The organism is uncultured Polaribacter sp. (genome assembly GCF_947495205.1).
Taxonomy (GTDB): domain Bacteria; phylum Bacteroidota; class Bacteroidia; order Flavobacteriales; family Flavobacteriaceae; genus Polaribacter.
The window spans coordinates 191,657-204,040 of sequence record NZ_CANLXV010000001.1 but is presented as its reverse complement, the minus strand read 5'-3'; the positions used below and the strand labels follow the sequence as shown (position 1 = coordinate 204,040).

The 12,384-nt window shown below is 28.8% G+C and carries 15 protein-coding genes; 12 read left to right on the top strand and 3 right to left on the bottom strand.

The annotated features are described in order from the left end of the window. From Q0762_RS00935 to Q0762_RS00920, 4 genes are all read left to right on the top strand, one after another. Positions 1-1,329, top strand: coding sequence for a hypothetical protein (locus Q0762_RS00935; RefSeq protein WP_298762701.1), 1,329 nt, complete (start codon positions 1-3; stop codon positions 1,327-1,329). A gap of 3 nt (positions 1,330-1,332) precedes the next feature. Then, positions 1,333-2,064 carry an MbnP family protein gene (locus Q0762_RS00930; protein WP_298762698.1) on the top strand — a complete coding sequence of 244 codons (732 nt, stop codon included), beginning with the start codon at positions 1,333-1,335 and terminating at the stop codon, positions 2,062-2,064. A gap of 398 nt (positions 2,065-2,462) precedes the next feature. Further along, the gene (locus Q0762_RS00925; protein WP_298762697.1) at positions 2,463-2,927 is read left to right on the top strand and encodes a CBS domain-containing protein; all 465 of its coding nucleotides are present in this window, start codon (positions 2,463-2,465) and stop codon (positions 2,925-2,927) included. A 51-nt stretch (positions 2,928-2,978) separates the two neighbouring features. Next, positions 2,979-3,326 (top strand): hypothetical protein, encoded by a 348-nt coding sequence (locus Q0762_RS00920; protein ID WP_298762696.1) that lies wholly within the window; start codon positions 2,979-2,981, stop codon positions 3,324-3,326. Between the two features lie 363 nt (positions 3,327-3,689). Here Q0762_RS00920 and Q0762_RS00915 read toward each other — a convergent pair whose 3' ends face one another. Genes Q0762_RS00915 through Q0762_RS00905 form a run of 3 tightly spaced genes read right to left on the bottom strand, consistent with a single transcriptional unit; the run spans position 3,690 to position 5,308 of the window. After that, the gene (locus Q0762_RS00915; protein ID WP_298762692.1) at positions 3,690-4,376 is read right to left on the bottom strand and encodes a hypothetical protein; all 687 of its coding nucleotides are present in this window, start codon (positions 4,374-4,376) and stop codon (positions 3,690-3,692) included. A gap of 11 nt (positions 4,377-4,387) precedes the next feature. Next, positions 4,388-4,741, bottom strand: coding sequence for a hypothetical protein (locus tag Q0762_RS00910; RefSeq protein ID WP_298762689.1), 354 nt, complete (start codon positions 4,739-4,741; stop codon positions 4,388-4,390). An 18-nt stretch (positions 4,742-4,759) separates the two neighbouring features. Beyond that, positions 4,760-5,308: an HNH endonuclease gene (locus Q0762_RS00905; protein WP_298762687.1), complete on the bottom strand. Its 549-nt coding sequence runs from the start codon at positions 5,306-5,308 to the stop codon at positions 4,760-4,762. A gap of 218 nt (positions 5,309-5,526) precedes the next feature. On the opposite strand from Q0762_RS00905, the gene ssb reads away from it, so the two are divergent. The 8 genes from ssb (at position 5,527) to Q0762_RS00865 (ending at position 12,364) form a co-directional block, all read left to right on the top strand. Next, positions 5,527-5,865: a single-stranded DNA-binding protein gene (ssb, locus tag Q0762_RS00900; protein WP_298762686.1), complete on the top strand. Its 339-nt coding sequence runs from the start codon at positions 5,527-5,529 to the stop codon at positions 5,863-5,865. A gap of 109 nt (positions 5,866-5,974) precedes the next feature. Continuing rightward, positions 5,975-6,454 carry a hypothetical protein gene (locus tag Q0762_RS00895; protein ID WP_298762684.1) on the top strand — a complete coding sequence of 160 codons (480 nt, stop codon included), beginning with the start codon at positions 5,975-5,977 and terminating at the stop codon, positions 6,452-6,454. A 103-nt stretch (positions 6,455-6,557) separates the two neighbouring features. Beyond that, a complete protein-coding gene (locus tag Q0762_RS00890) occupies positions 6,558-7,481 on the top strand; it encodes a hypothetical protein (protein WP_298762682.1) in 924 nt (307 codons plus the stop codon). Between the two features lie 219 nt (positions 7,482-7,700). Then, positions 7,701-8,453, top strand: a complete 753-nt coding sequence (locus Q0762_RS00885; RefSeq protein ID WP_298762680.1) for an SDR family NAD(P)-dependent oxidoreductase — start codon at positions 7,701-7,703, stop codon at positions 8,451-8,453. A gap of 13 nt (positions 8,454-8,466) precedes the next feature. After that, positions 8,467-9,609, top strand: a complete 1,143-nt coding sequence (locus Q0762_RS00880; RefSeq protein ID WP_298762678.1) for an ATP-binding protein — start codon at positions 8,467-8,469, stop codon at positions 9,607-9,609. 88 nt (positions 9,610-9,697) lie between these two features. Then, entirely contained in the window at positions 9,698-10,279 is a 582-nt protein-coding gene (locus Q0762_RS00875; protein WP_298762675.1) for a HupE/UreJ family protein, read from the top strand. A gap of 95 nt (positions 10,280-10,374) precedes the next feature. Then, positions 10,375-10,800 carry a dCMP deaminase family protein gene (locus tag Q0762_RS00870; RefSeq protein ID WP_298762673.1) on the top strand — a complete coding sequence of 142 codons (426 nt, stop codon included), beginning with the start codon at positions 10,375-10,377 and terminating at the stop codon, positions 10,798-10,800. After that, on the top strand, positions 10,793-12,364 hold the full coding sequence (locus Q0762_RS00865) for a S41 family peptidase (RefSeq protein WP_298762671.1): 1,572 nt from the start codon (positions 10,793-10,795) through the stop codon (positions 12,362-12,364). Before Q0762_RS00870 ends, Q0762_RS00865 begins: the two co-directional genes overlap by 8 nt. Positions 12,365-12,384: the final 20 nt, after the last annotated feature.

Below are 12,384 nucleotides of genomic sequence, written 5' to 3'. Positions count from 1 at the left end.
TTGAAAATTTTCCGCTTTGTTTTTTATGTCTTTTTTTTAGTAAGTTGTGCTACAGAGCCTTCAATTATTTTTGATGAAAATCCGTTAGAAAATCAAAAAGAAATTAGTGTAACCACTTTTGGAGGTGTTAAAAATGATGTTTTAAATGCAGTTTGTAAAACTAAAGATGGTGGTTATATTACAGTAGGTTATACACAAAGCAATTCACTAGATATTAGTAATAAAACAGATGATTCTTTTAATTTTTTAGTATTAAAATTTTCTTCGGATAACGTTTTAGAATGGCAACAAAATTTTGGTGGTTCTAAAGATGATATCGCAACAAGTGTATTACAAACTAAAGATGGTAATTATGCCATTTTAGGACACACAACAAGTACAGATTTAGAGGTTTCTGAAAACAATGGTGCCAATGATTTTTGGTTTATTAAAATAAGCGCTAGCGGAAGCTTACTTTGGGAAAAATCTTTTGGGTTTTTAGGTGCAGATTTAGGTACCAGTTTTATAGAAACAAAAGATAATGGTTTTTTAATTACAGGAGTTTTAGATGTATCTGCATCTAACGGACAAGGAGAGGCAAAAACTACAGCAACAGCGCATGCAGGAGGAGATTATTGGGTAATAAAAACAGATAATTTTGGTAACTTAAAATGGAGTAAATTTTTTGGTGGTTCTTTTACAGATACACCATTGGGAATTGTAGAAACGCCAGAAAACGAATTTATAATTGCAGGTTCTTCAGATAGCGAAGATTTTAATATTACCAACAATAAAGGTGGTTATGATTTTTGGATTATTAAAATCTCCAATATAGGTAAACTAATTTGGCAAAAATCTTTTGGTGGTTCAGCAATAGAAGAAGCAAGAGCCATTACAACCACAAATGATGGTAATTTTTTAATAGTTGGTGATACAAGAAGCTCAGATAAAGACGTTACCAAAAATAATGGTGGCGCAGATATTTGGGCTCTAAAAATAGCCACAGACGGCAGTATAATTTGGCAAAAAACTTTTGGTGGCAGTAGTTTTGATGTTGCTAGAGCCGTTTTTAGAACGCAAGACAATAATTTTTTAATTGCTGGTAGCTCTAGAAGTTTAGACAATAATTTTACAAATAATGGGCAAAATGATGCGTTACTTTTAAAAATTGATAATTTTGGTAATTTAATTTGGCAAAACACTGTTGGCGGTTCTAAAATAGATTTTTTATATGGCATTACAGAATTGCAAAACAAAACTATTATTGCCGTAGGAGAGAGCAGTAGTGCAGATTTTGATATTGCAAAAAATAATGGCTTTGCAGATGCTTTAATTTTAAAAACAAAGTAAAAAATGAAAAAATTAGGTTTAATTTTTACGGCTACACTATTATTACTTGTTGCTTGTGTAAACAACGAAGAAGATAATATTGTAACTCTTAAATTTACCCATAATTGGGAAGGAACTCCAGTAACCAATCAAGATTTTAATGCGTTTAAATTTACCAATGCAAACGGAGAAAAAATAAGTATAGATAGGTTGCGTTATGTGGTTTCTAATCTTAATTTTATTGATGGTAGAAATTATCATTTGGTAGATGTTGGTGAAAATACAGGTACATTAATTACATTACAAGGCATAGCTCCTGGTTCTTATAATTTAAAATTTAGATTTGGCTTTTTAGATGCAGAAAATCAAGATGGTGTCTATAAAGATTTAAATACCGTAAATTTTAATGTACCAACTATGTTAGGTGGTGGTTACCATTATATGCAATTTGATGGTAAATATTTAGATACCAACGCCCAAGAAGCAAATTTTAATTATCATGCAATAAGGGCAGTAGATAGATCAAATCCAGATAATTTAGTTTTTGAAGACACTTCTTTTGAAGTCGATTTTGGACAGGTAATGGTTACCAACAATGGCGAAATTGAAATTAAAATGAACATTGCAGAGTGGTTTAAAAATCCAAATATTTGGAATTTAAATGAGTTAAATACCGTTTTAATGCCAAATTTTGAAGCTCAAAAATTAATGAATTCTAACGGGAAATCTGTTTTTTCTTTAGGAGAGGTAAACTAATTTTATCAAACAATTTGTAATGCTTTTTTGTTACTAATTATAACATTATTAGTCACAAAAAGCATTGGTATCATTTCTTCTGTTTTTGATAATACATTCTAATTTATAAACTATTCTTTTAGGTTGTAATGGTAATGTATTAGAACCTTTTGTTGCCTATTCCTATCAAAATCTTTCTAAATTACTACTAAAGTAATATTTTTAAAAGCGGTTGTTTGTCAGAAAAATTCCAGTAAATACTTACTTATTAAAATTAGCAACATTGTAACTACGGCAGTAAACCACTTCATTTTAAAAATTTTGAAATTTATAAGTGGAGGAAACTTAAAATTCTTTCCGAAAAAAGGAAAATGAATAAAATTTTTGCTAACTTTAGAAAAACTAAAAATTATATTATCATGGCAATCAAGAATTTTCAGGGAAAAAGAGAAGGAAATACAGCAAAAGAAGAGGCGCAAATTTTAGTGGCAGATTATATGACTACAAAATTAATAACATTTAAAGCCACAGATTCTTTAGATCATGTTATTGCTCAATTAATTGCTAATAAAATTTCTGGTGGACCAGTTGTAAATGATAACAACGTATTAATTGGTATTATTTCTGAAACAGATTGCATTAAACACATTTCTGAAAGTAAATACTACAACATGCCTTCTGATATTAATAATACTGTAGGTAAATACATGGTTACAGATGTAGATACTATAGACAAAAACATGAATATTTTTGATGCAGCTTTTAAGTTTATTTCTTCGCGCAGAAGACGTTTTCCTGTGGTAGAAAACGGTAAACTGATAGGGCAATTAAGTCAAAAAGATGTTTTAAAAGCAGCTATAAGTGTTAAGGGCAATACTTGGTAGTAGATTTATTTACCAAGTTGTAGGTAATTTGAACCATAATTAGAAAAAACTATGAAAAAAATAATAATATTATTAATGTTTATTGGTATTTTAATCTCCTGTTCAAAAGATGATTCTCAATTTATTGAGATAAATGGTAGATATTTATATGAATATCCAAATTGTGATAATGGAGGAAATTTTGAATTAAATTGTACTGATTACATCGAATTTATTGCTAACTCACAAGCAAATATCCTAATTTATGGTGATATTCTTTTTAGAGTTAATTACCAACTGAAAGAGAACAAAATAGAATTCACTTATGAAAATGGTGAAAAATTTGACCTTACATTTATTATTCAAAATGAAACAACACTTTTTTGGGCGGAAAGTAACCAAACTTGGATAAAAGAATAAAAAAACTTATAACACCGTATAAGTTTTATTGCTGTTTATAGTTTATTTTGGAAAATTCTCGCACACTTTTAAATCAGTAAATATTTATTAACTTTATGCTTAATCAACGCAACAAAGCTTATACAACAACGATAATTGGTTTAACTAAACTAAATTTTTATTAGAATTAATTTCATAACATTTTTTTTAAAATTACAGCGTTACTTTTTAGCGTAGCATTTTTAAATGCTCAATAAATTGATGAGGTAAGTTTGTGTGAAAAAAAGTAAGTATAGAAATAGAATTTGCGAGTTCTACGAGAATTGTTTAATGAGAAAATTAGGTTCATAATTATGAGTAAACTTTAATAGAAAACCAATATAATTATACTCTTTTTTTAGAACTTATATTTGGCAAATCAGTAATAATTAATTTTTGGTCTACTGTACTTTCTAATGCCGCAATTTTAGAATAAGAGTAATTGGCTATGGGCGTTTTTATGCTTTGCCATTTACCAATACCTGCCACCGTAATTTCTTCTCCAATTTCTATAATTCCTTCAGAATAGCGTATTTGTTTATTTATGCCGAAAAAACCTTGTGTTTTTATATTGTATTTTTCTAAAACCGTTAAAAATTCTGGTGTGGGTTCATTAAAAATACCCGAACTTGTTTTTTTATCTGCTACTAAATAACTTTTGTAATTTTTAGGATTTTGTTTTGGCTTTACCATAACATAATCTCCGTTTTTTTCAATAAAAAAATCTTGAATTTTTTCTTCATTAACAATTGTGCTCCAATATTTATTTTTTCCAGACCTTTTCTTTTGTTCTATTTTTATTTTATAGAAAACACATTTTCTTTTACTGTAAGGTGCTATTAAAGGCTCCTCTAAATTTTTAGCTTTACCCGTTACTTTTGTAAATTGATTGGTTTTTAGACCACTTATAGGCTTATTGGGTAATTTTTTAAGTGTTCTTATAATACTTTGTTTATTATTAAAATAGTATGCCAAAAAAACAATACTAAAGCCTACCAAAGCCAATAAAATTATTAGGGTGGTACTGTTCATGTATGTGTAAATTAAAGTTCTTTTCTAATTAATAAAAAAGTTTCGTTTTCTAATGCCAAATAACCTTGGTCATACAAATAAAAATAGGTGTTGCCCGTTTTTGTGTTGTATATCGATGTAAAAAAATTAAAATCGAAACCTTTATCATACAACTTTGTTCTGGTAACTTTAGTTTTACCAGAGGTATTTATTTCAGTTAAAATTTTATAATTTTTTCTAAGTCGGTTATTTATGTTTCTTATTAGATTTTTACTGTCTTTATTTACACGATTGTTATAAGCATTTCTGCAATAATCGCTACAAAATTTTTTATCAACTCTACCTTTTACAGTTTCATTGCATTCTAAGCATTTTTTATTTTCCATAGCCGGGGGTAAATATTATTAAACCTTTACTTCTTTCCAGTTTTCTCCAGATTTTATTCTTCTTAACTGTTGGGTAGTAATACCAAACTGACTTGCAATTATTCTTAATCTAGTTCTTCTATTAGGGTCTAAGAGTTTTTTCTTGATTATCTTTACCTTAGATTCCGTAAGTTTTGCGCCAGGTTTTATGCCAAATTTTGCAATTCTTTTAGGGTTGGTAATTTGGTGTTGAGACAACTCCTTTCTATCTACCCATTTTAAATTTTTAACATAATTGTCATTCAAATCATGGTTTTTATGAATTACGAATTTGTGATGTTCTTCTTTTTCTAAAAACAACAACCCTACAACCTTATGCACATAAGCGTTAGCTCGCTTTTTGCTATCTATTTTAGGATAAGTAAAGGTTTCAAAATTATTTATTTTACTTATGCTCACTTGTTTGTACTGGTGTTCTTCTATTTCTTTTTTTACCCTACCATAATTAGATATGTAAATTTTTTCTTTATCAACATTGTAGTTTTCTTTTTCAAATAGCTTCCATTGTTCGTTTCTGTATGAATTCATATGTAGTTTGTTATTTTCAGTGGTAAATATAGTAAAAATATCCGTTTACAAACGTTTACAAATAATTACAACCGAAAGTAATTGCTTTACAACCGAATAAAATTTGGGTTGTGTCGCAACTTTGCAGTGTCTAAAGTACGGAACAAGATTAAAGGCTTAGACAAATTAATTTTTTATAAATCGGCATTTAAAAACAAAAAATGCACAAAACTTATCTTATGAATACGTTAAGAAACACAGTACAGTTAATTGGTAGATTGGGGCAAGAGCCAGAAATTATTACCTTTAAAGATGGTAACAAAATGGCAAAATTTTCTATGGCTACAGATGATAGTTATAAGGATAAAGCAGGTAACAAAGTAGAGCGTGCATATTGGCACAATATTGTTATTAAAGGAGGCTTAGTAAACGTAGTAGAAAACTATGTAAATAAAGGACAAGAAATTGCTATAGAAGGCAAACTAACCAACCGTTCTTACGAAACTAAAACAGGCGAAAAAAGGTACTTAACAGAAATTATGGCAAATGAGTTATTGCTTTTGGGAGGAAATAAATAGGGAGAATTTGTTGTGAAAAAGATAAAATCTACTTCAAAAGAGTAGATTTTATTTTATCTTGGCATAAATCTTGAAAAAAGATTCTTCAAAATATAAAACGATGAAAACAATGAAAATTTTATCTATCCTAACCTTATTATTTGGATTAACACAATGCAGTACAGCAAAATTTGTAGAAAAAGCACCTTTTACAGTAAAAAAAGCGTTTTATAACAATTGGTCTGGTGGGCAAGCCGGAGTTGGCGGTGTAAAATTAGAACTCCATTTAAAAAACGCGGAAAATATTCAGTTTGATTCGCTTTACTTTCAGAAGAAAAAAACCAAAGTAACCCTACAACAAAAAGAGAAACAAACAAATATATTAGGCTATTTTGCGAAACATAAAACTATAAAAAAAGATTTAATTTTAGATGCAGACCCAACTAAAGAATTGCAAAACACACCACCAATAATTAACAAATATCCATTTGATTTAAAAGATTCTGAAGCCGTTATAAGTTTTAAAAAAGGAAGTAAAACTGTTTTTTATAAGATAGAAAATATTAAAAAAGAGCAGCCTGTATTTTTTCCTTCTGCAAATAAAAAGTAGTTAAAACACTTATTTTCAATACGTAAACCACTCTAAATAGAGTGGTTTATTTTTTTGGCACACATTTTGGGTATTAGTAATTGTAACCTTAAAATTACAGCTTATGAAATCTTTAAAACTACTTTTTGCCATTATTATTACAAGTACAATTATTACTTCTTGTACATCTTTTAGAGACGATTTTAGAGAAAATGTAATTACACTAGAAGAGGTAATTTCCGATTATGATTTATGGTATGTAGATTACCATAGAACCATTGGTAATAGAGATATACCATTTGCGTCTAAAGCGTTTACCTTATCGTTTTTAAACGGAATTTTATATGCAAACAATAACATTGCAGATATTGGTTTTACAGGAAATGGTTTAGGCATAGATGTAGGTACTTATAATACAATTAATGGCGTGTTAGAAACCAACCATGATTTAGATGGTTTTAATGATTTTGAAGTAACTATTATTTCTAATAATGAAATTAGTTTACATAATTATAGGAATAACATCACCTATTTTTTAATAGGTTATCAAGTAAATACTTTTAATTATGATAAGTTGTTTTATGAAAACATAGAATATTTTTTACAAGAATACCAAGCTTGGGAAAAAATAACAACAAATGGTGGTGTACCAAACCCTTTTGATGCAGAAAACTATTTGCAATTTACACCAAAAAATATAACAACGTTTTACAGTTCACAAGAAGAAGCTGGGACGAAAGTTGATTATGAGACTTGGGATTATGTAGGAGGATATGAAGTGTTTGACGTTAGAGATTACGAAGATTTAAAAATCTTAACATTAAATTATGATGGTGGAGATATAGAAGAATTTGAATTGAGCGTTGTAAATGATGGAACAATACGTTTGTACAATGTAAATTCTAAAACTACTTACCAATTTGAAGGTAGAGGTTTTATAGAATTGTTAAAAGGAGAAAAAATAAAGAAAACTTCTAAAGACATTGTAAGGAATTCAAATAGAAAACGTACTAAAGTAGAAAGAAGAATGAAAAGTAAAAGATTTTAAAAATAAAGTTTGGTTAGTTGATTTTTGGTTGATTACCGCTTGGTAATCAATTAAAAGGGAAACCGTCCTGAGGAGGACGGTTTTTTCTTTGCCTAAATTTAAAAAGAAAGTATTTTAAACTACGTCATAAAAAAGAGTTTTTCTATTTTTATAGAATGCATTTAAAATTGAATTTAAAAACCAAATTTCTTCATTCTTAAAAAGAAAAAACACAAAACAATGAAACTTACAGCATTTATAACAGGCGCAACTTCTGGCATTGGTAAAGCAACTGCAGAAATTTTTGCAAAAAATAACATTCGTTTAATTCTATGCGGAAGAAGAGCAGAGCGTTTACAAGAGTTAAAAAAGCAACTTGGTAAATTTACAGAAGTAACTACATTACAATTTGATGTTTCTAAAAGAGACGAAGTAGAAAAAGCAATAAAATCTATTCCAGAAAATTTTAAACAGATAGATGTATTAATAAACAATGCGGGTAACGCCCACGGTTTATCTGCCATACAAGATGGAGCTATAGATGATTGGGATGCCATGCTAGACATTAATGTAAAAGGATTGTTGTACGTTTCTAAAGCAATTATTCCGCAAATGACGGCTAGAAAAAGTGGTTTTATTGTAAATATTGGCTCTATTGCAGGTAAAGAAGTGTACCCAAATGGCAATGTATATTGCGCTTCTAAACACGCCGTAAACGCATTAAATAAAGCAATGCGATTAGATTTAAACAAACACAACATTCGTGTTGCTGGTATACATCCTGGTGCTGTAGAAACCGAGTTTTCTGATGTACGTTTTAAAGGCGATACAGCAAAAGCAAAACAAGTATATACAGGTTATAAAGCCTTACAGGCAAATGATATTGCAGATATTATTTATTTTGTAATTACCAGACCTTATCATGTAAATATAGAAGATTTGGTAGTATACCCAACAGCGCAAGCAAGTGCTACTATTTTAAATAAAGCATAAATAGAAATTCTAAATGATTAACAAACGCCTTTTAATTAAAAACTTACTTTCTCATACCAATGAGAATAGTTTTTATGATAAAAAGCAAAAATTATTCTTTGGTGCTAAAGATGGTAAAGCTAAGTTTTTAAAACACATTTGTGCACTCTCTAATTCTAACTCAGAAAACAATGCTTATATAATTATTGGAGTAGAAGATGAAGAAAACAAAATAATTGGTGTCGATTTTTTTGATGATTCTAAAATTCAGAATTTGGTAAATGCGTATTTATACAATCCTCCAAAAATTGAATATGAAAATGTAAGTTTTCCACGTTTACCAAGAAATAAAGTAATTGGTTTGGTTACTATTTATCCAAACAACAAAGTTACCTCACTTTTAAAAAACGTTTGGAAATATAAAAAAGACACTATTTTTTATAGAAGAGGTAGCAATTCCATGCCTTTTTTAGGAGATAATTTTCAACTAAAAAACACCAATAAAATACCAGTTGATGCTATTATAAAAAACGCGAGTAATAATATAGAATTAACTTTAAATGGAGTTTTCGATTTTGTAAATAATCACAAACCAGAACATCACCCACAATACAAAGTGTTTCATGAGCAGTTTGTGTTGTGTTGGGCAGGAAAAAAGAAGCTTATAAATAATTCAGAATTTTTTTCTAGAGTAGATATTGAGTTGATAAACGAGCAAGTGCAACTCTTTTTTTCTGCTTTAGACGATGTAAAAATTGCCTACAATACCAACTCTTTTATTATTACTGAATTTATTTTTTTAGGTTTAGAAAACCAGGAAAAACAATATCCTTTAGAGAAAACAATTATCAACTTTAAAAACAATGGGAAATATGCAATTGTAAAAGAATTTCTTTTTAAATCTCCTGTTTTTAATAATGAAATAATGGTACATATTTACAACACTTCTAATTTTTTAGTCGATAAAATAGTAGAAAATAAGGCACTTTCTAAAACAGAAAAAGAAGATGTTTTAAAGTTACCCACCAATTATTTAATTTCTTATTTACATGGTTTTTTAGAAGCAGAAGAGCAACTTAAAAAAACAAAAAATTATATTAAAAATTTAGCAAATAAAACCATTTATGTAAAGTTTAAAGAAACTTTACGAATTATGAGAAAAGTAAAATACAACTAAACTTTACAACCTAAATATCTCTCTGTAAAAATAATTCTATTTTTTAAGTTTTTAATATCTTTGGTTTTCCTCTAAATCAAAATAAAAAATGGAAGATTTTATTTTATATTTTAAAATGGGTTTAAATCATGTGTTAGATTTTTCTGCATACGACCACATTTTGTTCTTAATAGTTTTAGCAGTTGTTTTTAGTTTCAATCAATTTAAAAAAGTATTTTGGTTGGTTACTTTATTTACAATTGGGCATTCTATAACCTTAGCTTTAGCTGCCTATGGTATTGTAAATATTAAAATGAATTTAATTGAATTTTTAATACCAGTAACCATATTTGTTACGGGAATAATAAATGTTTTTACAGCTAAAAAATCAGCAACAGGTAAAGAAAATACAAACTTAGTTTTTGCATTATTTTTTGGATTGATACACGGTTTAGGTTTTTCTAATTATTTTAAAATGATGATTGGTAAGGAAGATGATAAACTAGTACCTTTATTAGAATTTGCTTTAGGTATAGAAGCTGCACAAATAATAATTGTATTAGGAATTCTTATCATAGGTACACTTTTGCAAAACTTTTTTAGAGTTACCCGTAGAGATTGGGTTTTGGTAACATCAGCTATAGTTATTGGTTTTGCCATACAAATGATGTTAGACAGAGTTTTTTGGTAAACCATATGCTTTGCCTAAATTAAGACAATTTCTAAATAAGAATTTTGTCTATTTATTAACGTTACAATTTTAGTAATCTTGTTAATTTTGTTTTTATGACGGAAAAGAAGCAGTTAAAATATGATAAAGCCTATTTAAGAATGGCGTTAGAATGGGGTAAATTATCCCATTGCAAACGCAAGCAAGTAGGTGCTTTAATTGTAAAAGATAGAATGATTATTTCTGATGGTTTTAATGGCACACCAACAGGTTTTGATAATTGTTGTGAAGATAAAGAAGGAGTTACAAAATGGGAAGTTTTACATGCAGAGGCCAACGCAATTTTAAAAGTAGCAAGCTCTACACAATCTGCTAAAAATGCAACTTTATACATTACACTTTCTCCTTGCACACAATGCAGTAAATTAATACACCAAGCAGGTATAAAAAGAGTAGTGTACGCAAACGCCTACAAAGACCTTTCTGGAATAGATTTTTTAAAAAAAGCAAACGTAGCAGTTACACATTTACCTTATGAATAAGAAAAACCTACCATTTTATCTTTCTATAGCCGTTGTATTTGGTATTTTAATTGGTATGTCTTTTGGCAGAAGCTCTAATAACATGTTGTCTTTTTCTGGAGGTTCTGTGCAAGAAAAAAAAATTAGAAAACTTATTAATTTTATAGAAAGAGATTATGTAGACCAGGTTTCTACAGACTCGCTTTTAGACGGTGCCATTACAAAAATGTTAGGAGATTTAGATCCACATTCTGTATACATACCAAAAGAAAACTTACAAGCAGTGCAAGAAAGTATGCAAGGTAAATTTGTGGGTATTGGTGTACAATTTCGTATGATTTTAGATTCTGTAACCGTAATTCAACCTATAAAAGGCGGCCCAAGTATAAAAGCAGGAATAAAAGCTGGAGACCGCATTTTAATGGCAGATAAAGACACTCTTTTTGGTAAAAAAATGTTTACCAGTAATGTGCCCAAATATTTAAAAGGAAAACCAAATACAGCTGTAAACCTACAAATTTATAGAAAAAGTAACGATTCGCTTTTCAATGTAAACGTAACCAGAGGAAATGTAAACATAAAAAGTGTAGATTTAGCATATATGATCAACGATTCTGTAGGCTATATAAAATTAGATCGTTTTGCCAGAAATACGTATACCGAATTTAAATCTTCATTAAATAATTTAATAGATAATGGTCTAACAGATTTGGTTTTAGACCTTCGTGGAAATGGCGGTGGTTTTATAGATATAGCCAATAGTATTATTGATGAGTTTTTAGAAGACGATAAATTAATTGTATTTACTAAAAATAACAAAGGCGAAATAAACGAATCTTTTGCCACACAAAAAGGAGATTTTGAAAAAGGAGGTTTGTATATTTTAATTGATGAAAATTCTGCCTCAGCCTCAGAAATTTTAGCAGGTGCTTTACAAGATAATGACAAAGGTACAATTATTGGTAGGCGCTCTTTTGGTAAAGGTTTAGTGCAAATAGAAATGCCTTTGGGAGATGGTTCTGCAGTGCGTTTAACCACAGCAAGATATTACACACCAACTGGTAGATCTATACAAAAACCATACGCTGGTAATGGTAATAAAAATTATTATAAAGACTATCAACAACGTGTAAATAGTGGCGAGTTGTTAAGTAAAGACAGTATTAAAGTAGTAGATTCTCTTCAATTTAAAACACCAAAAGGTAAAATTGTTTATGGTGGTGGTGGTATTGTGCCAGATGTTTTTGTGGCAATAGATACTACTGCTTACATGCCAAACTTCTACTTTAATACCATTAATGATTTTGCGTTTGATTATGTAGACAACAATCGTGCAGCTTTAGAAAAATGGTCTGTTGCTAGTTTTGTTGATGATTTTGATGCTGATGAAAAAATATTCGACAGCTATTTATCAAGTATAAAAGATAGAGTTAAACCTTCTTTTAAAATTAAAAAAAGTATACAACGTTATCTAAAAGCTTCTATTGCAAATACCCTTTTTGGCGATGTTGGTTTTTATAGAATTATGCATCAAGAAGATAAAATGTTGCAGAAAGTCTTGGAGTTGGAAACTAAGAAAGAATAGCTTATAAAATTGTATCTTAG